At 48.0% G+C, this 26,845-nt stretch carries 21 protein-coding genes and 7 tRNA genes; 20 read left to right on the forward strand and 8 right to left on the reverse strand.

Translation table 11 applies throughout. The features are described 5' to 3' along the window. Window positions 1-90 precede the first annotated feature (90 nt). The 4 genes from hutI to hutH are packed head-to-tail and all read left to right on the forward strand — an operon-like array spanning window position 91 to window position 5,675. Window positions 91-1,314 (forward strand): imidazolonepropionase, encoded by a 1,224-nt coding sequence (hutI, locus tag C9I99_RS07295; RefSeq protein ID WP_107348200.1) that lies wholly within the window; start codon window positions 91-93, stop codon window positions 1,312-1,314. 10 nt (window positions 1,315-1,324) lie between these two features. Continuing rightward, window positions 1,325-2,368, forward strand: coding sequence for a formimidoylglutamase (locus C9I99_RS07300; RefSeq protein ID WP_107348201.1), 1,044 nt, complete (start codon window positions 1,325-1,327; stop codon window positions 2,366-2,368). A 55-nt stretch (window positions 2,369-2,423) separates the two neighbouring features. Further along, entirely contained in the window at window positions 2,424-4,115 is a 1,692-nt protein-coding gene (gene hutU / locus C9I99_RS07305) for a urocanate hydratase (protein ID WP_107348202.1), read from the forward strand. 27 nt (window positions 4,116-4,142) lie between these two features. Further along, window positions 4,143-5,675 (forward strand): histidine ammonia-lyase, encoded by a 1,533-nt coding sequence (hutH, locus tag C9I99_RS07310; protein ID WP_107348203.1) that lies wholly within the window; start codon window positions 4,143-4,145, stop codon window positions 5,673-5,675. A gap of 106 nt (window positions 5,676-5,781) precedes the next feature. On the opposite strand, the gene C9I99_RS07315 is transcribed toward hutH, so the two are convergent. The 6 genes from C9I99_RS07315 to C9I99_RS07340 form a co-directional block, all read right to left on the reverse strand. Continuing rightward, a complete protein-coding gene (locus C9I99_RS07315) occupies window positions 5,782-6,516 on the reverse strand; it encodes a DUF3726 domain-containing protein (RefSeq protein ID WP_107348204.1) in 735 nt (244 codons plus the stop codon). Continuing rightward, window positions 6,513-8,213 carry a hypothetical protein gene (locus tag C9I99_RS07320; RefSeq protein ID WP_338069657.1) on the reverse strand — a complete coding sequence of 567 codons (1,701 nt, stop codon included), beginning with the start codon at window positions 8,211-8,213 and terminating at the stop codon, window positions 6,513-6,515. The genes C9I99_RS07315 and C9I99_RS07320 overlap by 4 nt, the downstream gene beginning before the upstream one ends. A gap of 158 nt (window positions 8,214-8,371) precedes the next feature. Then, window positions 8,372-9,976 carry a BCCT family transporter gene (locus C9I99_RS07325; protein WP_107348206.1) on the reverse strand — a complete coding sequence of 535 codons (1,605 nt, stop codon included), beginning with the start codon at window positions 9,974-9,976 and terminating at the stop codon, window positions 8,372-8,374. 92 nt (window positions 9,977-10,068) lie between these two features. Then, a complete protein-coding gene (locus C9I99_RS07330; protein WP_107348207.1) occupies window positions 10,069-11,058 on the reverse strand; it encodes a membrane dipeptidase in 990 nt (329 codons plus the stop codon). Between the two features lie 10 nt (window positions 11,059-11,068). Next, the gene (locus C9I99_RS07335; protein ID WP_107348208.1) at window positions 11,069-12,517 is read right to left on the reverse strand and encodes an aldehyde dehydrogenase family protein; all 1,449 of its coding nucleotides are present in this window, start codon (window positions 12,515-12,517) and stop codon (window positions 11,069-11,071) included. A gap of 10 nt (window positions 12,518-12,527) precedes the next feature. Continuing rightward, complete coding sequence (locus C9I99_RS07340) at window positions 12,528-12,932, reverse strand: RidA family protein (RefSeq protein ID WP_107348209.1); 405 nt, start codon at window positions 12,930-12,932, stop codon at window positions 12,528-12,530. A gap of 142 nt (window positions 12,933-13,074) precedes the next feature. Here C9I99_RS07340 and C9I99_RS07345 point away from each other — a divergent pair, with 142 nt between their 5' ends. From C9I99_RS07345 to C9I99_RS07355, 3 genes are all read left to right on the forward strand, one after another. After that, a complete protein-coding gene (locus C9I99_RS07345; RefSeq protein ID WP_107348210.1) occupies window positions 13,075-13,983 on the forward strand; it encodes a LysR family transcriptional regulator in 909 nt (302 codons plus the stop codon). Window positions 13,984-14,201: 218 nt separating this feature from the next. Next, window positions 14,202-15,065: a fructosamine kinase family protein gene (locus tag C9I99_RS07350; RefSeq protein ID WP_107348211.1), complete on the forward strand. Its 864-nt coding sequence runs from the start codon at window positions 14,202-14,204 to the stop codon at window positions 15,063-15,065. A gap of 544 nt (window positions 15,066-15,609) precedes the next feature. After that, window positions 15,610-15,813, forward strand: a complete 204-nt coding sequence (locus C9I99_RS07355; protein ID WP_107348212.1) for a CPXCG motif-containing cysteine-rich protein — start codon at window positions 15,610-15,612, stop codon at window positions 15,811-15,813. A gap of 107 nt (window positions 15,814-15,920) precedes the next feature. On the opposite strand, the gene C9I99_RS07360 is transcribed toward C9I99_RS07355, so the two are convergent. Beyond that, entirely contained in the window at window positions 15,921-16,535 is a 615-nt protein-coding gene (locus C9I99_RS07360; protein ID WP_107348536.1) for a riboflavin synthase subunit alpha, read from the reverse strand. Between the two features lie 216 nt (window positions 16,536-16,751). Here C9I99_RS07360 and C9I99_RS07365 point away from each other — a divergent pair, with 216 nt between their 5' ends. The 13 genes from C9I99_RS07365 to C9I99_RS07425 all read left to right on the forward strand — a co-directional run bounded on the left by C9I99_RS07365 (window position 16,752) and on the right by C9I99_RS07425 (window position 24,525). Then, window positions 16,752-18,536 carry a diguanylate cyclase domain-containing protein gene (locus C9I99_RS07365; RefSeq protein WP_166645376.1) on the forward strand — a complete coding sequence of 595 codons (1,785 nt, stop codon included), beginning with the start codon at window positions 16,752-16,754 and terminating at the stop codon, window positions 18,534-18,536. Between the two features lie 180 nt (window positions 18,537-18,716). Next, on the forward strand, window positions 18,717-20,087 hold the full coding sequence (locus C9I99_RS07370) for an MATE family efflux transporter (protein ID WP_107348214.1): 1,371 nt from the start codon (window positions 18,717-18,719) through the stop codon (window positions 20,085-20,087). 99 nt (window positions 20,088-20,186) lie between these two features. Continuing rightward, entirely contained in the window at window positions 20,187-21,284 is a 1,098-nt protein-coding gene (locus C9I99_RS07375) for a DUF3080 domain-containing protein (protein WP_107348215.1), read from the forward strand. A gap of 117 nt (window positions 21,285-21,401) precedes the next feature. Next, on the forward strand, window positions 21,402-21,662 hold the full coding sequence (locus tag C9I99_RS07380) for a DUF5062 family protein (RefSeq protein ID WP_107348216.1): 261 nt from the start codon (window positions 21,402-21,404) through the stop codon (window positions 21,660-21,662). 70 nt (window positions 21,663-21,732) lie between these two features. Further along, window positions 21,733-22,521, forward strand: a complete 789-nt coding sequence (locus tag C9I99_RS07385) for a ParA family protein (protein WP_107348217.1) — start codon at window positions 21,733-21,735, stop codon at window positions 22,519-22,521. 272 nt (window positions 22,522-22,793) lie between these two features. Then, a tRNA-Val gene (locus tag C9I99_RS07390) sits at window positions 22,794-22,870 on the forward strand. Between the two features lie 29 nt (window positions 22,871-22,899). Next, a tRNA-Val gene (locus C9I99_RS07395) sits at window positions 22,900-22,976 on the forward strand. Window positions 22,977-22,996: 20 nt separating this feature from the next. Then, window positions 22,997-23,073, forward strand: a tRNA-Val gene (locus C9I99_RS07400). 28 nt (window positions 23,074-23,101) lie between these two features. Then, window positions 23,102-23,178 (forward strand) — tRNA-Val (locus tag C9I99_RS07405). Window positions 23,179-23,198: 20 nt separating this feature from the next. After that, window positions 23,199-23,275, forward strand: a tRNA-Val gene (locus C9I99_RS07410). Between the two features lie 34 nt (window positions 23,276-23,309). After that, window positions 23,310-23,386: transfer RNA gene (locus C9I99_RS07415), tRNA-Val, on the forward strand. Between the two features lie 48 nt (window positions 23,387-23,434). After that, a tRNA-Val gene (locus C9I99_RS07420) sits at window positions 23,435-23,510 on the forward strand. 259 nt (window positions 23,511-23,769) lie between these two features. Beyond that, window positions 23,770-24,525 (forward strand): glutathione S-transferase N-terminal domain-containing protein, encoded by a 756-nt coding sequence (locus C9I99_RS07425; protein ID WP_107348218.1) that lies wholly within the window; start codon window positions 23,770-23,772, stop codon window positions 24,523-24,525. A 65-nt stretch (window positions 24,526-24,590) separates the two neighbouring features. On the opposite strand, the gene katG is transcribed toward C9I99_RS07425, so the two are convergent. Further along, complete coding sequence (katG, locus tag C9I99_RS07430) at window positions 24,591-26,783, reverse strand: catalase/peroxidase HPI (protein WP_208113367.1); 2,193 nt, start codon at window positions 26,781-26,783, stop codon at window positions 24,591-24,593. Window positions 26,784-26,845: the final 62 nt, after the last annotated feature.

The following is a 26,845-nucleotide window of genomic DNA, read 5'->3' on the forward strand; positions in this document are numbered from 1 at the left end:
ATTGCCTATTTATTTGTATATACATTATGGGTTCTAGAAACTATTGCTAGAAACAACCACTAGAAATACTAATAACTTCAGGGTCACGAAATGGATAGAGTGCTGACAAACGTCAATATGGTCACCCTTGCAGGCGATGATGGCTACCAAGTCATCAACGATGCCATGATTGGTATCCAAGATGGGGTGATTGTGTATGCCGGCCACAAGGAACATTTTGACTGCCACGGCCACCCTGACGTTATGGATTGTCAGGGAGCGCTTGTTACTCCGGGACTGATAGACTGTCACACTCACCTTGTATTTGCCGGCAACCGCGCTTCTGAGTTCGAACAGCGTCTTAACGGTGTGCCCTATGAGCAAATCGCAAAAGCAGGCGGAGGGATACTATCCACTGTTCGGGCTACCCGCGAAGCATCTGAAGAGACTCTGTTTAGACTTGCCTCTGAGCGTTTGCACGGTTTGAAAAATGAGGGGGTAACCACCGTAGAGATCAAATCAGGCTATGGTCTGACTCTTGATGACGAGCTAAAAATGCTAAGGGTTGCCCGACGTATTGGGGAGATGCCTGATATTAACGTATCCACCACCCTACTGGCAGCTCATGCTCTACCACCGGAATACTCCGATGATCCAGACCGCTATATTCAGTTCATTTGTGATGAAATTCTCCCGGCCGCGGCACAGGAGAACTTGGCCGATGCTGTTGACGTCTTCTGTGAAGGTATTGGTTTCAGTACGCAACAGTGCCAGCGAGTTTTCCATGCGGCCCAAAAACATGGCCTTGCTATCAAAGGGCACACTGAGCAACTTTCCAATCTAGGTGGCAGCACAATGGCTGCCCGAATGGGGGCACTGTCTGTCGATCATATTGAATACCTCGATAACGAAGGGGTCGCTGCCCTCGCTGCCTGTGGCACTGTTGCTACCCTGCTACCCGGTGCCTTTTATTTCCTGCGCGAAAACCAAATGCCGCCCATTGATCAGTTACGTGAGTTAAACGTGCCAATGGCGATTGCCACTGATTTCAATCCCGGAACGTCCCCCATCGCGTCAATCCGTACCATGATGAACATGGCGTGCACCTTGTTCCGAATGACACCGCAAGAATGCCTACAAGGTGTCACCACAAATGCGGCCCAAGCACTTGGGATGGGCGGATTACGCGGTCAAATCCGTGAAGGAATGCAGGCCGATTTGGCAATTTGGACTGTATCCCACCCTGCCGAGCTGTCGTACCGTATTGGTGTTCCAGATCTCAAAGCGCGGGTAGTCAACGGTGAACTATTCATTCACCAACACTCAGAGCGATAAGGAGCATCATATGCCAGTTGATATGACGGTCTGGCAAGGTCGTAGCGATCCAGAAGATGGTAGCCTCGGATTACGTTGGCATGAAGTGATAAAGCCAGCTGACGAAGCGAATGAGCCGGGCATCATGCTACTCGGATTCGCCTGTGATGAAGGCGTATCACGTAATAAAGGCCGCACAGGTGCCTTTGATGCACCAATAACGATTCGAAAAGCGTTGGCGAATCTAGCTTGGCACCACACAGAGCCAGCCTATGACGGTGGAGATATTCTTTGCAACGACGGTAATCTCGAACTTGCCCAGCAACGCCTCGGGGAAGATGTATGCCGCGCCCTTCGCCAAAACCACAAAGTGATTGTATTAGGCGGTGGCCACGAAGTGGCTTGGGGAACTTTCCAAGGGCTCGGTAGCTATTTATTACAAAAGCAGCACGTCTTGCAAACGCAACATACCCCAAGAGGTGGGTTTAAATCTGAAGAGTTGGATATCGTCAACAAAGTACCGAAAATCGGCATTATCAACTTTGATGCCCATTTTGATCTGCGTAATCCCCCTCCAGGCTCATCGGCCGAGCGAGGCAGTTCAGGCACCCCATTTCAGCAAATCGCACGTTTTTGTGAGCTCCAAGGCTGGCCTTTCAACTATGCCTGTCTTGGCTTGAACCGCGCTAGCAATACCCAAGCGCTGTATGACAAAGCCGACAAAATGGGGGTGCTGTATTTCGATGATTGCGAACTTACCCACCAGCGGCTGCCACTGATTATCGAATCACTGGAGCACTTTATTGCCCAATGCGACTACCTCTACCTCACCATAGATATTGATGTATTCCCTGCCAGTACCGCACCGGGAGTCAGTGCTCCTGCCGCGCGAGGCGTGCCGCAGGAAATCATAGAACCATTGCTCAACACGGTACTTTCGGCAGAAACCACCGCAGGAAGCAAGAAAGTACTGGTTGCCGATATGGCGGAATACAACCCCCGTTTTGATATCGACACCCAAACTGCACGACTCGCTGCGCGATTGGCTTGGACCATCGCCCGTGCCCTACGTTAATCAACACCGCTGTCTTCTTAAACTATTACATTGACAGCATTGCAAGGAGAGCCACATGACACAAGATACCCAACCACGCTTGGACGAAAGCCGGACGATTATCGCCCCAACAGGCACCACGCTAAATGCCAAGTCATGGTTAACCGAAGCTCCGCTAAGGATGCTGATGAACAATCTGCATCCTGATGTAGCGGAACACCCACACGCTTTGGTGGTATATGGCGGTATTGGTCGTGCTGCAAGGAATTGGCAGTGCTATGACAAAATTGTCGAGGTGCTAAAGCGCCTTGAAGAAGATGAAACTCTGCTGGTGCAATCTGGTAAACCTGTCGGTGTATTCAAAACCCACAGTAATGCGCCTAGGGTACTCATTGCTAATTCAAACTTGGTCCCTCACTGGGCCAACTGGGAACACTTCAACGAGCTCGATAAAGAAGGTTTGATGATGTACGGTCAGATGACCGCGGGCAGCTGGATCTACATCGGCTCCCAAGGCATCGTCCAAGGCACCTACGAAACCTTTGTTGCCATGGCAAAGCAGCACTTCAATGGTGACAGCTCGGGGCGTTGGATCCTCACCGGTGGCCTTGGCGGTATGGGTGGCGCTCAGCCACTGGCTGCGACCATGGCGGGTTTTTCAATGTTAGCCGTTGAGTGTGATGAAAGCCGAATCGACTACCGCCTGCGTACCGGCTATGTCGATTGCAAAGCGACCTCATTAGATGAAGCCTTGGCGATTATCGAAGAAGCCAAGCAAACCGGTAAACCGGTCTCTGTTGGTCTACTTGGCAATGCGGCAGATGTATACCCTGAAATTGTCCGTCGTGGCATTGTTCCTGATTGCACCACTGACCAAACATCGGCCCATGATCCGCTAAACGGTTACCTACCACAGGGTTGGACCATGGAATACGCTGCACAGATGCGCCAGCAAGACGAAGCAGCAGTGGTTAAAGCTGCCAAGGCATCGATGGCCGTTCAAGTTGAAGCGATGTTAGCGCTGCAAGCTGCAGGCTCGGCGACTGTCGATTACGGCAACAATATCCGCCAAATGGCCTTTGAGGTCGGTGTTGAAAATGCCTTTGATTTCCCGGGCTTTGTTCCAGCCTATATTCGTCCGTTATTCTGCGAGGGTGTTGGCCCGTTCCGCTGGGCGGCGCTATCTGGCGATCCGGAAGATATCTACAAGACAGACCAAAAAGTCAAAGAGCTGATCCCTGATAACCCTCACCTGCACAACTGGCTAGACATGGCCCGCGAGCGCATCCAGTTCCAAGGCTTACCTTCCCGTATCTGCTGGGTGGGACTGAAAGACCGTGCCCGTCTAGGTAAAGCTTTTAACGAAATGGTTAAAAATGGCGAGCTTAAAGCGCCAATCGTTATTGGCCGTGATCACCTCGACTCAGGCTCTGTCGCTAGCCCGAACCGTGAAACAGAAGGCATGATGGATGGCTCCGATGCCGTATCCGACTGGCCATTGCTCAACGCCCTTCTCAACACCGCGTCCGGTGCGACTTGGGTATCCCTACACCATGGCGGTGGCGTTGGTATGGGCTTCTCGCAACATTCGGGCATGGTCATTGTTTGTGATGGTACTGATGCTGCTGCTGAACGTGTCGGCCGTGTACTTCGCAATGACCCAGCCACGGGCGTGATGCGCCATGCCGATGCCGGTTATGACATCGCTGTTAACTGTGCCGAGGAACAAGGCTTAGATTTGCCAATGATCCCATCAACTCAAAAATAATAACGAATAATCGCCTAAGGACGTTGTATGTACCAAATTGAAATCAACCCGGGAAAATTATCGCTCAAGCAGCTGCGACACATCAATCGCCACAAAGTGACACTGTCACTCAACAAGGCTGCCTATGATGATATGTTGGTCAGTACCAAAGCTGTAGAGCTAGTGATCACAGAAGACAGAGTCGTTTATGGGATCAACACCGGCTTTGGCCTGCTTGCCAATACCCGTATCGCGGTCGAAGACTTAGAAACACTACAGCGCAGTATCGTTCTCTCTCACGCCGCTGGCATCGGCAAATTAATGGAAGATGATACTGTCAGACTCATGATGGCGCTGAAGATCAACAGCCTTGCCCGAGGTTACTCGGGGATCCGCCCTAAAGTCGTTGATGCACTCATAACGCTGGTCAATGCCGAAGTGTACCCATGCATTCCACAAAAAGGATCCGTCGGCGCGTCGGGGGATCTTGCCCCGCTGGCACACATGAGCACCGTTTTACTGGGTGAAGGCCAGGCTCGCCACAATGGTGAAATCATCAGTGGTGCAGCCGCACTCAAGATTGCCGGGCTTGAACCGATTACGCTGGCCCCCAAAGAAGGGCTTGCTTTGCTCAATGGCACCCAAGCCTCAACGGCGTTTGCCCTTGAAGGCTTATTTGCCGCTGAAGATTTGTATGCGTCGGGCACCGTCTGCGGGGCGATGTCGGTAGATGCGGCGTTGGGTAGCCGTCGACCTTTCGATCCGCGTATCCATCGCGTACGAGGCCACCGTAGTCAAATTGATGCAGCAATGGCTTACCGTCATATGCTAGACAAAGAGAGTGAGATTGGCTTATCGCACCAGCAATGTGACAAGGTCCAAGATCCTTATTCGCTGCGCTGTCAGCCGCAAGTGATGGGTGCCTGTCTACAACAAATCCGCCATTCTGCCGATATCCTCGAAATCGAAGCGAATGCTGTTTCTGACAACCCACTGGTATTTGCCGATGATGGCGACATTATTTCGGGTGGTAACTTCCATGCCGAGCCTGTCGCGATGGCTGCAGATAGCCTTGCATTGGCCATTGCCGAAATTGGTAGCTTATCAGAACGTCGAATGGCGCTATTGATTGATAGCGGCCTGAGTAAACTCCCTCCGTTCTTGGTGGATAATGGCGGTGTAAATTCCGGCTTTATGATAGCCCAAGTGACCGCAGCAGCACTGGCAAGTGAAAACAAAACCCTCGCCCACCCAGCTTCTGTTGATAGTTTGCCGACGTCCGCTAACCAGGAAGATCATGTCTCGATGGCAACCTTTGCAGGTAGAAGACTCAAGGACATGGCCGAAAATACCCGCGGGATCTTAGCCGTCGAATTACTGGCTGCCGCTCAAGGCTTGGATTTCCGCTCGCCGAACCGCAGTTCAGATCGCTTGGAGCAAGCCAAAGAAATGCTACGTGCCCGTGTGAGCTTCTACGATAAAGATCGGTATTTTGCACCTGATATCGAAAAAGCAAACGAACTCCTATTGGAAGCGCATTACAACACCTTGATGCCTTCACAATTACTGCCGAGTTTATAAGGGCATTAAGGCAAATCGTCCAATGATAAAAAACGCCCCTTATTAAGATTAAATAAGGGGCGTTTTCTTTATTATTGAGGGGTTTAAAGTTTAGGATTTCAGCTAACTACACAACCAACTCACCAGCCCCTTTGGCCGATGTTTCACTGTTCTCGACCAAGAATACCGTTGCAGCTTGCTTTAACTGCTGCCATTCAGCATCGTCTACCTCAATTCCTTCCTGCCACGCCTGTAGGTATGTGTCGCGCAAGCTTGAAGAATCCAGCAGAGCAAAGCCAGTTACCCCTGATGACGGCACGGCAAAATCAGAGACCGACAGCTCAATAATCATGTCATGCTGGCTGTCTTTGTCGGTATCAACATCCTCAGACTGGAGCAGCTCAGGGAAAACACAGCCCTTGTTGAGCATGTAAAGCGTCTTTTTGGCATCAGAGCCATTTGACCATTGTGCCTTGCACGCTAGTCCCTTGGCGGCTAACTTAACCAACTCACTGTAAGCTAACCAACGGTTATGGCAATGGTGGACATGAATCGTTAATGACTTAGTGTGTACCAGTTGCTCTACAGCATAATCCATGATACTCGGTAAGTGGCAAACCAAGCTGGTACCATGCATATCGACATCAATACGGTCTGGAGTAGGCTTTGTTAATGTGATCGGACCATCTTTTTCACCGGCAAGATAAGGAAGCGCCTTGTTAAAATGCCCGACACCGTTAAGGCCAACCATCTGCAAATCTGCCACCATATTCGCGATAACGTCCGCTTCGCCACAGCAACGGCGCAAACCTAGGAATGCCTTGTAAACTGCGGTGACAAGCTCATTATGGGTTACAATCATTTAGCCTCTCCTGCTAGTTCTTGTGCTGATGGCAGGATAGGAAATAACCATTCACCATCGTGGATTTCATCCAATAGCGGCGCGCCTTGGAAAAAGGTCACCTGAACCCAGCGATCTGAACGCGGGTCAAATTTCGTCGCACCGAAGACGGCTAACTTACAGCGTAGCAGGTGCATCGGCAGAGACCCTTTGTGCAGCACGTTCATCTGGATATCGCCCATGACTTTGTTGCCCAATGTCCAAGCCCTTTTTGCGATACCGCGATATTCTGGGTTCAATAATAAGAACTCAGCGAGCGTTTGCTCCGCCTCAGCCTTTAGCAAAGCGCTATATAAGCGGTAGACCTGTCGACCGATATCCAATGGCAATTCTCGCTCTTCCCCAGCTTCTACACCTCGTACGCCAAGTCGAGGCTCTTCTTTGTCTTGGGAGCGGTACCAGAACCAGTAATTGTTCTCAGGACGCTGGAAATCCGTATCAATAGCCCAGCGATAGCGGCTTTCAAGCAACTGCATGAAATCCGAGACCTTCTTACCACTGGTTAACGACAACGTCTCATCGCAATTCATTTTTTCTTGATAGCTATCTGCAATGTCTGGATAGAGCTCCATCACACAAGAAAGTACGATTTCCTGCGTTTCCAAGCTCATTGATTGAGATTGGGCAATCACACTGTACCAGTCTGGTGTCACATCGGCAGACACGGTTGCCACCGTGCTGCAAAAAGCCACGAGCTCCTCCACCGCCTGCTTGTTCAGCCCGCGCTGGTGATCATCAATCGTGACAACCTGAGAGAGATGGGTCTTGGCCTGTTCGAGCAGCTGGGACAACGCATCCACCTTAGTCGCATCGAATGGCTGGCTCAAAATCTCTGCCAATGCTTCTTCACGGGTAGTCATCCACTGATCAACAATGCAAGGATGGTTTATCAGGTAAGGTGCCATACCCAACCCAGTCGCGTTACCCACACCCAGATAGCGCTGCAACGAACGGTGAAGTGAAACGGCATTCTCCCCTCCGCGCTGCTTGGCTAGATAATCGACCCAGTCCAGACTAAATTCACGCAGGAGATAAACGGCACACATCTGCGCACTGAAAGACTGGTGAAAATCCGGGTTGTCTTCCAGCAATTTGAAATCTGCAATACCGAACTTGCCATTACCATATACTGCCGTTGTTCGCAGAATATAACCCACATTTGCTAGCTGTTGTGGATCCGGCTGCTGGCCTTGGGACAGGCTCGAAACAAGGTGTTCAAACACCCGCACACTCTTGTTGGCTCGTGCCAGTACCAAGGCACGGTTCGGGTTTCGCCCAGCTTCTTGTAATGGTACGTTTGCTTGAAGCTGCACCAACAATTGTGGTGATACTTCACCATCAACCAAGGCTAGCGTCACATCCCACTTTTCAGCAATCACGCGATCGTTACGTTCTTCGTCACTGATCTCGTCGCAGAACACCACAAGGTGGTACTGGTTTTCCTGTGTTTCTAGACGATAGATAGCGTGCCCATAGCCTTCTGGCGACAGCTGCCAATCATGTTGGCTTACCTGCCAGTTTTTCTGGGCCATTTGACGAATAAAATAGCGCACAAAACTAATTCGGTTTTGGTGCATAGCCCCCAACCTTTCAGGTGCCATAACGACTTCAGGTTGACGTAGGGTGTTATCAGATTTCAAGGAACGATGTGCATCCATATTGCTCACCATCAATTTTATAATTATGTTTCTGGTTATAGGCGTCCAACTACCGCCCGGGAATATTGCTCTTATGATATTGCTGTTGCTTTCTCATGCCCCTTGCGAGGCATGATGGATCTATACCTTTCTAGAATAAGTACTTATAGCGTTTGGTATTAAACCCCTTGCTCTTTGGCCATCTTGATTGCAATTTTTGGCGCATCCCATAACGATGGCAGCAATATCAACGAGACCGGCACTGCGGTGATAACGATGAAAGATTGCAGGGCCGACACCCCACCAGAGCCAAGAGAAATCAAAATCAATGCGGTCAGGCCCATCATTACGCCCCAGAAAGTACGGATAAAGGCGTTAGGCTCCGTCTCGCCACTGATCACCACACTGATGGTATAAGTCATGGAGTCACCGGTGGTCACAATGAAAATAGTGGTCAGAATCAGGAACAAAATCGACACTATCATTGGAAAAGGCAGCTGCTGAGTAATCGCCAATAGCGCTCCCGGTAAGTTAAAGCCTTCGAAAGCCTTACTGACCGTACCTGGGTCTGCCATCTCAAATGCCACCCCAGTCCCCCCCACAATGGTGAACCAGAAACAGGTAACTAAAGGGGCCATCACACTGTGGGTCATCACTAATTGGCGAATTGTACGTCCACGGGATATACGCGAGATAAAGATAGCCATCATAGGGCCGTAGCCGAGGAACCAGCCCCAGAAAAACACGGTCCACCAGCTTAACCAGCCTTCATCACCACGGTAAGTAGACATTGGTATGAAGTTGTCTAGCATGGTACCGACACCTTGCAGATAGCCATTAACAATGAAGTTTGTCGGACCGACCAATAAGATGTAAGCCATCAAGCCAACGGCCAAGATAATATTCCAGCGGCTTAAGATTTGAATGCCTCGGTTCAAACCACTCAGGGCAGAAAGGGTATAGATTGCAATGGCAAACAAGATAATGATCAACTGAGTGGTGAAGCCATCAGGAATAGCAAACAAGGCATTAAGCGCATAGCTGATCTGCAAACCGAGGAAGCCAATAGGACCAATCGTGCCGGCGGCTACGGCGATAATGCAGCATGCATCGATAGTGGCACCAATTCCTCCTTTCAGCGCACGCTCACCAAGCAATGGGTAAAGTAATGTACGTGGCTTTAGCGGAAGACCTTTATCATAATGTAGATGCATTAATACAATCGACGTCAAACAGCCTGTGATCGCCCATGCCAAGAAGCCCCAGTGCATGAAAGATTGCGATAGGCTGTTAATCGCCTGCTGCCACGGCGTTGTCGCCTCACCATACAACGGCGGCGCACTGACATAATGGGCAATAGGCTCAGCGGCAGCCCAAAATACCCCTCCTCCAGCAAGTAAGGTACAGAGCATAATCGCGATCCAGCGAAAAGCATCAATTTCAGGCTCATCCAGGTTGCCAAGTTTTACATGCCCCGTCCTGCCCGCTGCTAAAGCCAGGCCAATCAAGAAAGTCAGTAGCAATAAAATTTGCCAGTAAGGTCCGAAATACTTAACCGACCAGGCAAAGCCGGTATTGACCAAGGAAGAAAGCAATTCATGGTCAAACAGCGCTAGCACGACAAATAGCGCTAAAAAACCACCGCTTAGCCATAGAACCGGGTTATTAATTCCTAATTTATCAGTGAGTGTTTCTGTTGTGTGTTGCTCTGCTTGTAAAGACGCAGTGCTAACCGACTCTGTTTTGGTCGCTTCCGTCTTTACCGTATTCATAATCTCAGACATGTACTGTCTCCAGCGGTTGGTGGATTTGTCTGGGCAAAAAAGAATATAGGCGGCCTGCTTGAATTTATTGGAATGGCAGGCCGTTTATGCTGTTACTCAGCGGGCTGCAAGCCGCTTTGCAAGAACTCGAACCAGTTACCGCCAATGATTTGTCCCGCCTCGGCTTCACTAAACCCTGTCTTGATCAGCCCGTTGTAGATGTTTTCCATCCCACGGCTACCGCTAAACCAAGGTAAGGCGTCAGGCCAACCAGCATTGCTGGAAGAGCCTTCACCGTAATCCATCACTTTCGACCAGCGGCCATTACGCATCCACTCCAGTACCGACTGTGGTTGGTTCAGGCACAAATCGCTCCCGATCCCCAAATGTTCGACACCGACCATATCAGCGGTACGGGCAACCATTTGGCAGAAGTCTTCAAGTGTGCATTGGCTGCCATTGGGCAAGTGGAACGGGTACAGGCTAAAGCCCAGCAACCCACCACGATCGGTCAACGCCTTGATAACCGCATCAGATTTATTACGCAGCGCATCATGAGCAAATGTCGGGTTAGCATGACTGATACAAATCGGCCGAGCAGATAAGTCTATTGCCTCAAGGGTCGAGCGCTCGGCACTGTGCGACATATCGATTATCATGCCGACACGATTCATTTCATCGACCACCTGCTTACCGAAGCGGGTAATACCGTTGTCGTTTTGCTCATAACACCCTGTCGCCAGCAGGCTCTGGTTGTTATAGGTCAACTGCATAATCAACAAACCCTGACGACGCATCACCTCGACCAAACCAATTTCATCATCAATTGGCGAGCAGTTTTGCGCACCAAACATGATCCCGACTTTGCCTTGCGCTTTTGCCGCTTCGACATCAGCCATCGACAGAACGGGCATAATCAAGTCCGCATTGCGCTCGAACAACAGGTTCCACTCGGCAAAACGACTTAGCGTTTCGCGGGCAGTTTCGTGATACACCAAGGTGGCATGTACGGCATGGATACCACTCGCCTTCAATGTCTGGAAATACTCGCGATCCCAGTGACAGTACTGCAAACCATCAATGACTATTTGCTGTTGATACATAGGCCACTCCTTAGTAAGGACGCTGGTAAGCAGTTTTCACGACGGTGTAGAACTCTTTGGCATACTGGCCTTGTTCACGAGGGCCAAAGCTCGACTCTTTACGGCCACCAAACGGTACGTGGTAATCCGTTCCTGCTGTTGGCAAGTTCACCATCGCACAACCGGTTTGGATCTGCTCTTTGAACAGTGCGCTGGTGCGCAGGCTTTGGGTGATGATGCCGCCGGTCAGGCCGAAACGGGTATCATTGGCGGTAGCAATCGCCTCATCCAAATCAGACACCTTGATGACACAGGCCATTGGGGCGAAGACTTCTTCTTGGTTCACTTCCCAACTGTTCTGGGTATTAAGGAACAGTGTTGGCGACATATAGTAACCTTCGTGCTGCAAGCTCAAACGCTCACCACCAAAGGCCAGCTCGGCGCCACTTTGGCGGGCTTTTTCTACCCAGCCGAAGTTGGCTTCCAGCTGCTTGCTATCAACTACAGGCCCCATAAAGACCCCATCTTCCAGCGCATGACCGACTTTAAGCTCGCTCATACGTTTGATTAGCGCTTCTACATAAGCATCATGGATACTGTCCATGACCACCAAGCGTGATGACGCCGTACATTTCTGGCCCGCACCCGAATATGAACCCGCTATAGTGGCTTCCACCGCGGTTTGAATATCGGCATCATCAGCAACAATCAATGCATTCTTACTGCCCATCTCAAGCTGGCAGCGAACGAAATTCGGTGCGGTTGCAGCTGCCACTTTACGGCCTGTTTCAACTGATCCGGTAAAGCTCACCGCTTGAATTTGCTTTGAATTAATCAGTGTATCGCCCACTTCAGCACCGCTACCTAGTACAAGGTTGAATGTGCCAGCAGGGAGCCCTTGTCGCGAAATGATTTCGGTTAACGCAACAGCACTGGCTGGAGTCAGGTTGGCTGGTTTCCAAATTACACTGTTGCCAAACGCCAGTGCCGGCGCAATTTTCCAAGCCGCTGTTGCGGTAGGGAAATTCCAAGGCGAGATAATAGCCACAGTACCGACCGCTTCTCGGGTCACTTCAACCGAGACCCCGGGGCGAACAGAAGCCGCGTTATCACCCACCTGACGCAATACTTCTGCGGCATAATATTGGAAGAACTGACCGGCACGGTAGATTTCACCACGCCCTTCTGCAAACGGCTTACCTTCTTCGCTTGAAAGTAAACGGCCTAGCTCGTCACAACGAGCAATCAATTCGTCACCAATAGCTTGCAGCACGGCTAATTTGCGCTCCAATGGTGCTTTTTCCCACTCAGGCTGCGCTGCATTTGCTGCATCAATCGCCTGCTGGACCTGTGCTTGGCTAGCTTGGGCAAAATCACCCAAATTCTGGCTGATATCCGATGGATTGATGTTAGCCACAGTACGCTGACCAGCTTGCCACTCATTACCAATAAAAAGGGATTGCTCTGCTTGAATAGTCATTGTTATGTCCTTATTCCTTTACTGCGGCGTAAACCACTAGCTCAACTAACATTTCTTCACGTGCCAGCCCGGCAACAACCATGGCTGCACGGTTAGGGTATGGGGCATTGAAGTACTCAGCGTAAACCTTATTAACCGTGGCAAGGTACTCTCGGTCTGTGACATAAATCAGCACCTGTAATACCGAATCCAGCGACTCTCCCGCACACTCCAAGGTATGGGCGAGGTTGTCCAATGTCTTACGGGTCTGGGCCTCGATCCCGCCTTCCACCACAACGCCATTCTGATCAATAGGGATCTGCGCAGTGTAGAGCGTTCCATTATGAGTAATGGCCCACTCAAGCGGGGCTTTCGATGCAAATAGAGAGGTTTTGACAGCTTGCTTTTGTTCTTGAAGGCTCACGCTCAACTCCATTTTGTAATCAAGATGTTTCAAGTTGGTTAAATCATGCACTAACTGTACTGATATATCTAACGGTTAATTTTTTACAATTGATAAATTTTATTTAACACTTGATATCAGGCATGATGGATAAAGGGCTTACAGGGAGATAGCAATGGGCATTAAGCTTCAGCAAATGATTCATTTTGTGATGGTGGTCGAAGAAGGCGGATTTCGTGCTGCTGCAAAGCGAGCAAACCGCTCACAGGCTGCACTTTCTACTTCGGTAAAAGAACTGGAACGTACCTTGGGGCAAACGCTATTTGAAACCGGGCATAAGGCGCAGCTTACGCCGTTTGGCAAAGTTTCTTATCCGAAGATCACCCAATTCCTCAGCATTTACCATGACCTAGATAATGACCTGAAAGCCATCGCTTCTGGCCATCAGGGAAAAGTACGCATCGCGTGTGTTCCTTCTGTGGCAGCAAAGCTCATTCCCAGCGTTTTGGCTGCATTTTGCGAACGCTACCCCAAAGTCGAAGTCAGCTTGATAGATGATAACGCAGCTGGCGTCGAAGCTCGGCTACTGGCAGGAGAAGTTGATTTGGCCTTGGGAAATTGCTCGCATTTTGATGATGAAGCGATCTCTTTTACCCCACTGCTTTCAGACCCACTTGGTGTGGTCTGTCTGCAAGATAACCCCTTGGCCGAATTTGAAGAAGGGATCAATTGGGAAACCTTACTCAAACAACCTTTTATTCGCAATGGCACCTGTACACTTTTAGAGCCTACCCCTGCCCGCGTACTTAGTGAGAAAGCCCTCTACTCAGTCGAGAACATCACTTCGCTATTTTCAGTCTTAGAGTTAGGCATCGGGATCACCACCTTGCCCAAACTGGCCTTCCCAACCAATGAGACCAAGCTTGTCTGGCGACCGCTTATCGACCCACCGCTCAAGCGGGATATAGGCATTTTCCGCCTAACCGACCGTACTATCTCACCACAGGCCAATGCATTCTATTCGCTTTGTGTTGAATACCTTATGTATACAGGTGAAGCGCTAAATGAATGCATACCCGATTAAAGATGATGACCTTTCAATACCCTGTCGTGTACCCGTCAAGCCTCCACAAAGCGGAGCCTTATCAGGTCGTTGAAAAATTTAACCTTGTTTTCAAGACTAAAATTTATGGGCCGATCTTTAAAACCTTGATAAATACCCAGTTATTTGTTCAATAAATAGACTACTATGTTGAAGAGGCAACGAGCCCAACTGCATATTGATGTGTCGTGGAGGATGCTATGTGGCAAGCAATTTCTCACCAACTTTCTGAGGTATTGGATAGACCGTTCAAAATCAGCGAAAAGGAAGTTCTTGAAGGCGGTGACATTAATGAATGCTACTGCATCGGAGACGGTAATGAGCGTTACTTCGTTAAACTTAACGACCGCGAACGGCTTGTCATCTTCGAAACAGAAGCAGAAAGCCTGAGGATGCTCAACGAGACAGACTGTATCCAAGTCCCCCAGTTTGTCCACCTTGGTGCCAGCAAAGACCGTGCATTTATTGTGCTCAATTACTTGCCGACCAAAGTCATCGATAACCAGTCAGCTTACACCCTTGGCGAACAACTGGCGCGTATGCATGCTTGGGGCGATCAAGGGGAATACGGCTTTGACCTCGACAACTATATCGGGTTAACCCCACAACCCAATCAATGGTGCCGTAAATGGTGTCGTTTCTTTGCTGAACAACGTATTGCCTGGCAACTGCAGCTCTGCTCCGAAAAAGGCATTGAGTTTGGCAATATCGATATGATCACCAGCAAAGTTATCGATTTGCTTGTCCATCACCAACCCAAACCATCATTGCTCCATGGTGACCTTTGGCATGGTAATACCGCTGTTACTGTCACTGGGCCGATCATTTTTGATCCTGCCAGCTACTGGGGGGATCGTGAATGCGACATCGCCATGACAGAATTATTTGGTGGCTTCCCTCCTAGCTTCTACGAAGGATACCAGTCGGTGTGGCCTTTGGGTGATGGCTATGAAGAACGTAAGGCTCTCTATAACCTATACCATGTGCTCAACCACTGTAATTTGTTTGGCGGCAGTTATATAACACAAGCTGAACAAATGATGGACCAGTTAGGGCTTAGATAAGCTCAGCTTTTCGCACTACGCGGCCAAGGCGACATAAACGAGCCATGCTGGAGTAAATACCTGCTCCAGCTTAAGGCGGCACGCTCTGGCAAACCACAACCAGAGGTTTATACCCAACGGGCTTCAAGGTACTTGGGCAGACATCAATACTACTGACCTAAAACTTAACTCGTTACTCGAAGCAAATAAGCAACTTATTGCATTTATGCGGTGACATTACATGTTGAAAAATGTGTAAATCAAACCATCATATTTTTTGCATCTTTTTATCCAGCCGATTCATACCTAAAATGTTCCATAACTGACCTAACATTTATTTCATCAATATAAACAAAAATTTGTACGTCCAGTCTTTTTTCGCTATCTGATCTTTACCTGTTCGTTATTTCCCATAAATTTCTATCGCTTCAAACTTTATAGTTAATTTGAGGCGAAAACGAATGCTTAACGCTAAAGTTAAATCATTGAGTTGAACCTGTCGCGTTCACAAGAATGATTGCAACTGGGATGCCCATTCTTGTTGTAAGTTTGCAAGGAGTACACAATGAATAACTTTACTGAGCAGACGGTAGCCTGCCCACATTGCGGCCACAATATCCATATTACCCTTGATGCCAGTGCTGGTAGCCAAGAGTTTTATGATGACTGCCCCGCCTGCTGTCATGCTATCCACCTAAATATGCAAGTCGATGACTTACACAAGACCATCAATTTATTTGTCGACGCCGATGATGAGCAAATATTCTAAATTTGGGTCTTGGATTGAACGGTATAACGAATTGGAAGGAACAAAAAACCCCTACTGATAAGTAGGGGTTTTCTTTATATAAAACCTTACTTTTTATATTGGATAATTTACCCTAGACCTTTTTCTGCCAGTACCCTTTCTACGGTATCAACAATGGCTTGGGTTTGTGGATCAATTTCTATATTGACTTTAGCGCCTATCTGCTTCGCACCAAATAATGTTCGTTGCAATGTTTCAGGAATTAAATGCACGCAAAAGCGAGACTCTTCCACTTTGCCAATGGTCAATGAGCAACCGTCTAAGCCAATATATCCCTTTCTTAATATATATTTATTGTATGACTCAGGAATTTCAAACCAAATTGTGGTGTTATTTGGCGAGACTTCAATATCAACAATCTTGGTCACGGCGTTAATGTGACCAGACATTGAATGGCCACCAATTTCATCACCAAACTTTGCTGCACGCTCAATATTTACGCTCTCTCCAACACGCAGCTCACCAAGATTTGTCACTGCTAACGTTTCTTGCATCAGATCGAATGAGACATTGTCTCCTTCCAGCTTGGTTACCGTTAGACAGCAACCATTGTGGGCGACAGAAGCGCCCACTTCTAGCCCATCACGCATCTTGCCGAACAAACGGACAACGTGAGTTTGAAACGCTTCTTTTTTATCGATGGCGATAACTTCGGCTGTACCCTGAACAATTCCGGTAAACATAACAACTCCTGCTGGTAAGCTAACTTTCAGCATGTTAACAGCAAACCAACGTAGTAAAAAGTAAGCCAACGTAGTAAAAAGCAAGCCAAATTGCACTCTTAAGCTTAACCTTATATCCTCAACACATATTCACTCATTTCTTACCGATCACATTGAGTTGGACTCAACATGCTTACACACCTAAGAAAAAATCTTAATCGACACATTCAGGTGTTAATGGCATTGTTGGTTATTCTAACGGCGCTTCCTATCGGCTTTCTTTGGCATCAAAGTGCCGAACGTATTGTTCATAATACCATTGAGAATATATATAAGTATGCCAGTCAGTCTGTCATTAGCCACCTTGATGATTTCTTAACCCAAGCAAACAAAGTCTACACCCACCAGGAGCGGATTCAGGCTGAGCTCAGCACTATCATCAATGATAGAAAAGCCCTTCTGAGCCACCTTACCAATGTGCTCAACCATCACGATGATATCGATTATTTCTACTTTGCCAACACAGATGGCGGGCTGGTTTCTGTTGGCCACCAAAGCGACGATCTCTATTACTTAATCGAGTCCGAAACAGGAAATGCCGGACAACTATCTCGCTTTGAGTCAGATTATAACGGCATCAAAGGGACGTTTATTGAAACAACAGCGGGCTTTGATGCCAGAGAAAAGATGTGGTATCAAGATGCCACCAAAGTTAACCAACCGGTATGGAGCAAGATCTATGCCGGCGCATTCGACCCAACATTACTCGGTATCACCCTGTCAAAAGCGCAGCGTGGTCTCAATGGGGAGCTACTAGGGGTTTGGGGGCTGGATTTAACCTTAAATACAGTCATCCAGGAACTCTATAAGAGCAAATTAAGTCGTCATGGCGATGTCGTATTGTTTTATAAAAACAATATCATCTTAGCCAGTACGTCAAAAAAGCATGCTGTACATACCGGAAAGCTGAAATCGATTAACCACGCAAACACCCCGATTCTGGATAAATTAATTCGACTCGATAGTAACCAAGGCAATAATCTCATCCTGATCGATCATGACGGAAAGCAATGGGCAGGCTTTATTGCCGATTACAGTCTCGCACAGGTTGATGAAGTCAAGATTGCTTTCTATTCACCGATGAGTGATTTTGCGCCCGAGCTCAAAGTGGCGCAAAACGTTGCGATTCTGCTCACCTTAGTTCTGATGTTCATCGCAATCATGCTTGGAAAAAAAGCGGCTCGTCAAATTAGCCAACCCATTCAGGCCCTCACCCATGCCGCAGAACAAATCAGCAGAGGGCACTGGGGAAGTAAAATTACAATAACGCGTGATGACGAACTAGGAACACTTGCTGAGTCTTTCAACAAGATGCAATGCAACCTTGAAAAAACCATATTCAAACTGGATAACGAACAGCAAGAAACAACACGCCTCAACGCCCTATTAGCCATTCAAAATCAAGAGCTTGAAGAGCGCGTCGAAGAGCGGACCCATGCGTTGAAAACAGCCAATAGCAAATTGCACCAAATGGCCTACTTTGATGCACTCACAGGCATCGCTAATCGCCGTTATTTTTGGCAGCAACTCGACGACAAATGCACCGAGAGCAGTGGTTGGCTACTCATCTTAGACATCGATAACTTCAAACAAATCAATGATGCCTTTGGTCATATCGAGGGGGATAATATTCTCAAGCACTTCACCGCAGTCTGCCTAGGTGTATTACCTGAACAGTGCCTGTTTGGTCGCATTGGCGGTGAAGAGTTTGCAATGTGGCTAAATGATATGCCAAGGGCTTGTATTGAGGAGTTGACTGATGAATTAGTATCGACGCTTGCCAGCACCCCTTATATCAATGATGGAACAACAGTGACGATTTCAACCAGCATTGGGGCCTGTCGTTGTTTCTCCCAACCACAAAAAGCCTATGCGATAGCCGACAAATTACTCTATGAGGCGAAACATCGTGGAAAGAACAGAGCAGTTATTGAACCGACAACAAGCGGTAATTGCACTTAACCAAGCCTAGTGACATTCAGTTCCATACTAAACAGAACGAGCACCAAAAAGCTCACACAAGCCTATGAAATTAATGATAAAGTAATTAATTCAAATAATTTCATTCAATGTGAATTGTGTCGGTTCCCTTAACCGTTATAATTCCCGCGTAATTTCCCCTCTTTTACCAGGAGCGCACCTGTGCACAACTACCGGCGTGAGACACGTCATTTACTCAAACTCGCGGTTCCCGTACTGATTGCTTCTGTCGCACAAACCTCAATGGGATTCGTTGATACCGTTATGGCCGGTGGTGTCAGTGCAACGGATATGGCAGCGGTGTCTGTGGCTGCAAGCATCTGGTTACCCGCAATCCTATTCGGTGTTGGCTTGCTCATTGCACTGGTGCCGATTGTCGCAACCCTAAATGGCTCAGGTAAACGAGAGAGCATTCCTTTCGAGGTCCAGCATGGCTTTCTGCTCGCGGCATTGATTTCTGTCCCCATTATATTGGTGCTATACAATGCCGGTATATTGATCGATATGATGGATGTTGAAGAAGTCTTGGCAGATAAGACCAACGGCTACCTTTTTGCCGTCCTTTTCGCCGTACCGGGCTTCCTGTTCTTCCAAACCTTAAAAAGCTTTTCTGAAGGGGTGTCGATGACGGTTCCCGCCATGGTGATCGGTTTTATCGGCCTAGCTGCAAACATTCCACTTAACTGGATTTTTGTTTACGGTAAATTTGGAGCACCAGCACTGGGCGGCGTCGGTTGCGGTGTCGCGACTGCAATTGTTTATTGGCTGATGTTCTTCTCGATGCTGGTGTATATCCGACTGAATAAAAGATTACATAACATTGGCATTTTCGATCATTGGCACAAACCTGAATTCAAAGCGGTTATCCGTTTATTCCGCTTGGGCTTTCCTGTTGCTGCTTCGATTTTCTTTGAGGTCTCTCTTTTTGCGGCGATTGCCTTGCTGATCTCCCCGCTTGGCTCAACCATTGTGGCCGCCCATCAGGTTGCCAGTAACTTCTCATCTCTGATTTTTATGATCCCGATGAGTTTAGGGGCAGCATTGAGCATCCGTGTTGGCCACTTACTCGGACAGCAAGATTTCACAGAAGCCAAAATCGCCAGTCGCTGCGGCTTGATCGTGGCTTTTTGCATTGCAGCAATAACGGCAGTAATGACCATTGTTCTGCGTGAACCGATTGCCCAGATGTACACCAATAACCACGAAGTGATTTCCATTGCAGGCCAGTTGTTGTTCCTCGCAGCTATTTACCAGTGTACTGATGCCATCCAAGTCGTTGCCGCGGGTGCGCTGAGAGGGTACAAAGATATGCGTGCAATCTTTATTCGTACGTTTATCGCTTACTGGATTCTCGGCCTGCCAATTGGCTATATCCTAGGTATGACAGACCGGATTGTCGAACCGATGGGACCTCACGGCTTCTGGATCGGTAATATTGTCGGCTTAACCGCCGCAGCAATCATGCTTGCGTCCCGGATGTTCTGGGTGCAAAAACAAGATAGAGACGCACAACGACAAATGTCATTGCGCTAACTTGTCACTTTCTACTGGTACCAGAATGAAAAGCGGCCTATGGTCGCTTTTCTGTTTTGCTGCGTATACTTGTCATACTCTCAGTACTGATTAGCTAGTATGCATACACGGCCAAGTTTTGCACTCTCACCGCGACTTTTCCCCTTTCGGCCCCCAGCGTGGAGAAAAGGTCACCTGTGTTTTGTTCTGCTGCTCATTATCTTCTTAGCCGGATGCGAACCCAATACCACGAAACGTAGCTTTGATACGTACAACAACAGGCTAGCCAACGTCCTTGAGACCTCGCCGGTTACCATCAACGACGGTGATCTCAGCGCTTTCCCTGTATCCCGTGAGTTGTTGCTGCCTATTGAAGATATTCGAATTGATTTGCTCGACGCCTATGAATTGAGAAAATGTGGATTGTTTAACCTCATTGCTGAACGCAACTCTATTCTGGGTAAGGTACAGGACAAAACCCGTCAGCTTCGCTATGAACTGATCCTGCTCAGCGGGCTAAACCACTGCCAGCAAGTACTCCCCGAAGACTCAGACGTTCTCCCGATGCTGGAAGGCTTTAAACAGCAAAAACAAGCCCAGCTAAACAACCACCTTTGGAATATGTTAACCACGGAAAAGGAATGGCGGCAACAACTAACAATACATTACCAACCTTTTGAGTTAGGGCTCTTTTATGGGTTTGATGAAAACTTAAATGCCTTTAACTATTTAACGTTTATCCAGCAGCATATACGCACGGGAACCAGTGTTGAAGAAAAGCAAGCCAATAGGCTGATACAACATCAAAAGCAACTTCATGCCCACCACTACTTCGGTCAGTTAATTTACTCAATGCACTACTCTTCCCTGTGGCTAGAAAGTATTACTGAGATGCTCGAACAACATGAAGCAACACTCATCTGCGGCCCTAACCGTAACCAACAAAAAGCGGAATACTTGAGTAATGTCTTCTACAAGTTCTTTGCCAATGAGCTACAACCTTACCTTGCCGAGCTCGATTCCCAGTACAGCCAAGTTACTCCCGCACTTATCGAGCTTCTGGCACCGGCACAATCACAAAGCCCGGCATTAGTGCCCTATTACAAACAATACTTGGGCGGTCGTTTGCATGATGATTTCAGGCAAGTAACGCTTAAACATGTCGGTTTTTGGCAACGGACTTTCAAACGCTGCAATATCAAAGTCGGTGTTCGCTAACTTGCTAGCCGCTCATATATAAATTCACAGACTCAGTGCAAAGAATTGTCCTGTCTTGGTATGAATGCATGGCAACAGGCTCTAAGATGAAACAATAAATATCAGGAGGAGCCTAACATGAAGAAAAACAAAAACGATGCAAAGCTTTTGAAAAAAGCGCTAGAACTAGGCATGTCCTTTGCTAAGCAACAAGGATTTGATGATTTGGACAAGTCTGTTTCATCAAAAGACAAAGTAGAGTGTGTTTACCGCTTACTGGTTCAATTCAAGCAAATCACCCCGCTTCCTGAAGACAAAGAAGATGGCCCCACGATGAAACATAAACTCATCTTGTGGATTTCTCGGCTGTTACCAGCTGATCACGAGTTACTACAATAAGCATTGCAGCTCATATTAGACTGAGTTACCGTATTCTTTTTCCAAATATACCAAGGTAGGTTCAAGCATTATGCGTCGTGTTGTCTTCAATCAAAAAGGTGGGGTGGGAAAATCGAGTATTTCAGCCAACCTTGCCGCCATCAGTGCCGCGAAAGGCTATAAAACACTGCTGATCGACTTAGATGTCCAGGGAAATAGTAGCCATTACCTCGGCTTTGATATCAATGTCGACAATAACAAGAATGTTGCTGAGTTACTCAACCAGACCGTCGGATGGTTCTCGGTTTCAACGCCTATCAAGTCTTATCCACAATCAACGGCATTCGACAACTTAGATATTATTCCTTCCAGCCCTAAGTTGGAAAAAATCGAATCTGAGCTAGAACGCCGCTACAAGATTTATAAGCTGCGTGACGCCCTCGACGAATTAGAAAAAGAATATGACCGTATTTATATCGATACCCCACCAAATTTAAATTTCTTCAGTAAGGCAGCCTTGATAGGTGCTCATAAATTGCTGATCCCTTTTGATTGCGACAGCTTCTCGCAACAGGCTTTAATGACCTTGCTCAATAATGTCTCCGAGCTGCGCGACGACCATAACCCCAACCTTGAGGTAGAAGGCGTTATCGTCAATATGTTCAATGCCCAGGCTAAGTTCCCAGCCCAGATCATTGAAGATCTCAAAGGTATCGGCTTACCGATTCTTGAGCCTTACCTACCGCTTTCGATTAAAATGAAAGAATCCCATTACCACCAACAGCCGCTAATTCACTTATTACCGAACCATAAGCTTAGCCAGTCGTTCATCGATCTATTTGCCACGCTGGAACAAACAGAAAACGTAGCAGTCAGTTAAGTACTCTTTTTATTAGGTATATATCGTATTTAAGCCAGCACCCGTCACTGCAATGACATGCTGGCTTAACTGTATCCATAACTATTCGCTGATCGTCCCTATTGAATTAAAGTGATTGAAATCACACTTTTACTCCCGTTTGCGGTGAGAATTAATCCGCCGCGCTCAAACCATAAGCAAACAGTCACCATAACTTAAAAAAGCCAACTCAAATGCTTGCACGAGGGATCATCAGTCGCTAATATGCTCCTCGTTCTCTGAGAGAACACAGTACGACCGTAGCTCAGCTGGTTAGAGCACCACCTTGACATGGTGGGGGTCGGTGGTTCGAGTCCACTCGGTCGTACCAATTTTCTCGTTTAAACTAGAACATAAAATGCGTCTGTAGCTCAGCTGGTTAGAGTACTACCTTGACATGGTAGGGGTCGGTGGTTCGAATCCACTCAGACGCACCATCTTCTTTTGAAGATACAGTACGACCGTAGCTCAGCTGGTTAGAGCACCACCTTGACATGGTGGGGGTCGGTGGTTCGAATCCACTCGGTCGTACCAATTTCTAGTTTTAATTAGAACACACTATGCGTCTGTAGCTCAGCTGGTTAGAGTACTACCTTGACATGGTAGGGGTCGGTGGTTCGAGTCCACTCAGACGCACCATCTTCTTTTGAAGATACAGTACGACCGTAGCTCAGCTGGTTAGAGCACCACCTTGACATGGTGGGGGTCGGTGGTTCGAGTCCACTCGGTCGTACCAACTTCTTACTTAACCACTAAGAAGAACAAAATTTGGGTCCGTAGCTCAGTTGGTTAGAGTACTACCTTGACATGGTAGGGGTCGGCGATTCGAGTTCGCCCGGACCCACCAAATTCCAATAAACGCACTACCTCGTTAGAGGCTCCCAAGCGTTTATTCGGGCGATTAGCTCAGTTGGGAGAGCACCTCCCTTACAAGGAGGGGGTCACTGGTTCGAGCCCGGTATCGCCCACCATTTCTTTCGTAAGAAGCAAAAGCCTGTTCATTGAGCAGGCTTTTTTGCGTTTGGCCCGAGCTCTTAGCTGATTGATTGCAATCTCACCCCCATCACCGTCCCCTGTTAATCATTGCTGATAACGGCACTGATTATGCAAACCTAATCACTGCAAGAGCGGGTTTTCATGCATATACTTATTTCTACATAACCGCTCGTTTCGTTGTTCAAAGGAAGGTTGTGCAACGGCTTGTTATCGCTAAAAGGAATTAGGCAAACAATGAATCATATAATAAATGTCACCAGTTCGCTTCTTGCCTCTACGTACCGCTGTTGGAATGGCACAATCGCTGATAAAGATGTCGTACAACCGGAGCAAACACTCATTTTGTTCGACCAGGAAAATGATGCCGAGTGTCGACAGGTACGCGAGTCACTCACCCAGCTTAACTTAGATATTCTCATTGTTCCCTGCCCAAAGGGCGGTAAAAATTTAGCGTCACTACAATCCGAATACGGTGATATTCGCCTTCCTCTTTTTGTCGATAACAACCAATCAAAAGCGATGTATGGGGCGGATTCAATACTCACCTATTTAAACCGCTACTACGGCAAAGTAAGCGTGTCGACGTCCTTGCTGGGAAAAGTGACCAACCAACTAAGTTCGACCATGGCGACAACAGTACGATTGAGGTCGGGGGTTAACGCCCGCCCCTCTTATCAACCTGAGCTTCCGCTAATTCTATATAGTTTTGAATCAAGTCCGTTCGCAAGATTAGTACGTGAAAAGCTCTGCGCACTGGAACTGACCTATATTTTGATTAACATTGGCAAGCAGCAAATCTCCGACATGGGGCCAGCCAAAATGCGATGGAGCCTAAAACCGTATCATCCCCTTCCTAATACCAAACGGGATGAATTCTTTAAGCTATACGGCAACGTACAGGTCCCCTTCTTGATGGATCCCAACACCAATAAGGCCATGTTCGAATCGAAAGACATTGTGGCGTATCTTGAACAGACTTATGAGCGATAAAAATAAAGCCGTGTTTGAGATAAACACGGCTTCTCTTTCAGAGATCGACACTCATAACCGGAGGATCACTGCAGATCAAAACGATCAGCATTCATTACCTTAGCCCATGCGTTGATAAAGTCATTCACAAACATCTCTTTACCGTCATCCGAGGCATAGACTTCGGCTACCGCCCTTAGCTCGGAGTTGGAGCCAAAGATGAGATCGACCGTCGTTGCAGACCATTTCTTATCACCGGACTGGCGATCATGACCTTCATAAATCCCTTCTTCTTCGGCTTTGCTCCACTTGGTTGACATGTCCAACAAGTTAACAAAGAAGTCATTGCTCAGGTTACCGGGGTTATCGGTTAAGACACCATGCTGACTTCCGCCAGTATTGGCATCAAGTACCCGCATCCCCCCCACTAACGCTGTCATTTCTGGCACCGAGAGATCAAGCAAACTGGCTTGATTTACCAAGGCTTCTGCAGGGCCATAGTAGCTGCCTTTACCAAAATAATTCCTAAAGCCATCGGCTTGTGGCTCAAGCACGGCAAATGATGATACCTCGGTTTGCTCTTGGCTGGCATCACCACGCCCCGGCGTAAACGGTACTTCAACCTCATAACCGGCTTTTTTCGCCGCTTCCTCAACCGCGACTGAACCGCCAAGGACGATCAAATCAGCCATCGAGATCTGTGCCCCGCCCGCTTTATTGAAATCAGTTTGTACTTTCTCAAGTGCAGCGAGCACTTTGCCAAGCTCTTCCGGATTATTCACCATCCAGTCTTTTTGAGGTTCGAGGCGAACCCTCGCACCGTTAGCCCCACCGCGCATATCACTGGCACGGTATGTAGAGGCTGACGCCCATGCGGTTCTTATTAATTCAGGGCTGGAGATCCCCGAGTCGATGATTGCCTTTTTCAAGTCAGCGATATCGCTATCGCCAATTTCAGGTGATGGTGCTTTGGGAATAGGGTCTTGCCACAGCAACACCTCTTCCGGTACTTCACTACCTAGGTACCGTGCCTTCGGTCCCATATCGCGGTGGGTTAATTTAAACCATGCTTTGGCAAACGCTTTATCAAATTCGTTAGGATCATCGCGGAAACGCTGGGTAATTTTCAAAAATTCAGGGTCTTTCTTCAATGCCATATCCGTGGTGAACATAATAGGCGCATGGCGCTTATCGGCAATGTGAGCATCAGGAACAAGACTGGCTGCACTTTCATCTGTTGGGATCCACTGGGTTGCTCCCGCCGGACTCTTCACCTGTTTCCACTCGAACTTGAGCAGGTTATCAAGGTAGAGAATTGACCATGCCGTCGGTGTCGAGGTCCAAGCCCCTTCCAGACCACTGGTAATCGTGTCTTCAGCGTTACCCTTACCACATGTATTCATCCACCCGAAACCTTGCTCTTCAATCGGAGCGGCGCCAGGCTCTGGCCCGACACAGTCTTTCGGTGGTTTCGCACCATGCGCTTTACCCAAAGTATGCCCCCCGGCTACCAGTGCGACGATTTCTTCATCATTCATGGCCATACGCCCAAAAGACAGCCTCATGTCTTTTGCTGCATCAAGCGGGTCATGATTACCACCAGGTCCTTCAGGGTTTACATAGATCAGCCCCATCTGAATGGCAGCAAGATCTCCTTGTAATTTACCATCACCCGTGCGACGTTCGTCCGCCAAAAATTCTGTTTCAGGCCCCCAGTAAACTAAATCCGGCTCCCAATCATCGACACGACCACCAGCAAAACCGAAGGTTTTAAAACCCATCGATTCCAACGCCACATTACCGGTTAATATCATTAAATCAGCCCAGGATAACGAACGGCCATATTTCTGTTTCACCGGCCAAAGTAACCGCTTGGCTTTATCAAGGTTGGCGTTATCAGGCCAACTGTTCAGTGGGTCAAAGCGCAACTGGCCACCATCAGCACCGCCTCGGCCATCCCCAACCCGATAAGTTCCGGCGCTGTGCCACGCCATTCGGATCATAAAAGGCCCATAATGATTAAAGTCTGCCGGCCACCAGTCTTGGGATGTCGTCAGCACTTGCTCAATGTCCTTTTTCACTTGTGCAAGATCGAGCGTTTTGAATGCTTCGGCGTAATTGAATTCATCGCCATAGGGATTAGAACGGGCATCATGATCACGCAAAGCACTCAGATTGAGCTGTTCAGGCCACCAAAACTGATTGGACTTTGCATCTCCGGCTATTGCCGAGGCAGGCTGTGCGATCAAAAGAGCTGATATGATCGCTGAAGCAAGCATAGTTCGTGAATAGGTTTTCATTATTAGACCCCTTTCAGCAAGCTCTAAGAGCAGTGACTTTA

Source organism: Photobacterium lutimaris, from assembly GCF_003025555.1.
In the GTDB taxonomy this organism is placed as follows: domain Bacteria; phylum Pseudomonadota; class Gammaproteobacteria; order Enterobacterales; family Vibrionaceae; genus Photobacterium; species Photobacterium lutimaris.

Coding starts and splice junctions, on each gene's coding strand:
- hutI (WP_107348200.1), top strand. CDS start 91: ATGGATAGAGTGCTGACAAACGTCAATATGGTCACCCTTGCAGGCGAT.
- C9I99_RS07300 (WP_107348201.1), top strand. CDS start 1,325: ATGCCAGTTGATATGACGGTCTGGCAAGGTCGTAGCGATCCAGAAGAT.
- hutU (WP_107348202.1), top strand. CDS start 2,424: ATGACACAAGATACCCAACCACGCTTGGACGAAAGCCGGACGATTATC.
- hutH (WP_107348203.1), top strand. CDS start 4,143: ATGTACCAAATTGAAATCAACCCGGGAAAATTATCGCTCAAGCAGCTG.
- C9I99_RS07315 (WP_107348204.1), bottom strand. CDS start 6,516: ATGATTGTAACCCATAATGAGCTTGTCACCGCAGTTTACAAGGCATTC.
- C9I99_RS07320 (WP_338069657.1), bottom strand. CDS start 8,213: ATGGATGCACATCGTTCCTTGAAATCTGATAACACCCTACGTCAACCT.
- C9I99_RS07325 (WP_107348206.1), bottom strand. CDS start 9,976: ATGTCTGAGATTATGAATACGGTAAAGACGGAAGCGACCAAAACAGAG.
- C9I99_RS07330 (WP_107348207.1), bottom strand. CDS start 11,058: ATGTATCAACAGCAAATAGTCATTGATGGTTTGCAGTACTGTCACTGG.
- C9I99_RS07335 (WP_107348208.1), bottom strand. CDS start 12,517: ATGACTATTCAAGCAGAGCAATCCCTTTTTATTGGTAATGAGTGGCAA.
- C9I99_RS07340 (WP_107348209.1), bottom strand. CDS start 12,932: ATGGAGTTGAGCGTGAGCCTTCAAGAACAAAAGCAAGCTGTCAAAACC.
- C9I99_RS07345 (WP_107348210.1), top strand. CDS start 13,075: ATGGGCATTAAGCTTCAGCAAATGATTCATTTTGTGATGGTGGTCGAA.
- C9I99_RS07350 (WP_107348211.1), top strand. CDS start 14,202: ATGTGGCAAGCAATTTCTCACCAACTTTCTGAGGTATTGGATAGACCG.
- C9I99_RS07355 (WP_107348212.1), top strand. CDS start 15,610: ATGAATAACTTTACTGAGCAGACGGTAGCCTGCCCACATTGCGGCCAC.
- C9I99_RS07360 (WP_107348536.1), bottom strand. CDS start 16,535: ATGTTTACCGGAATTGTTCAGGGTACAGCCGAAGTTATCGCCATCGAT.
- C9I99_RS07365 (WP_166645376.1), top strand. CDS start 16,752: ATGGCATTGTTGGTTATTCTAACGGCGCTTCCTATCGGCTTTCTTTGG.
- C9I99_RS07375 (WP_107348215.1), top strand. CDS start 20,187: ATGCATACACGGCCAAGTTTTGCACTCTCACCGCGACTTTTCCCCTTT.
- C9I99_RS07380 (WP_107348216.1), top strand. CDS start 21,402: ATGAAGAAAAACAAAAACGATGCAAAGCTTTTGAAAAAAGCGCTAGAA.
- C9I99_RS07385 (WP_107348217.1), top strand. CDS start 21,733: ATGCGTCGTGTTGTCTTCAATCAAAAAGGTGGGGTGGGAAAATCGAGT.
- C9I99_RS07425 (WP_107348218.1), top strand. CDS start 23,770: ATGAATCATATAATAAATGTCACCAGTTCGCTTCTTGCCTCTACGTAC.
- katG (WP_208113367.1), bottom strand. CDS start 26,783: ATGCTTGCTTCAGCGATCATATCAGCTCTTTTGATCGCACAGCCTGCC.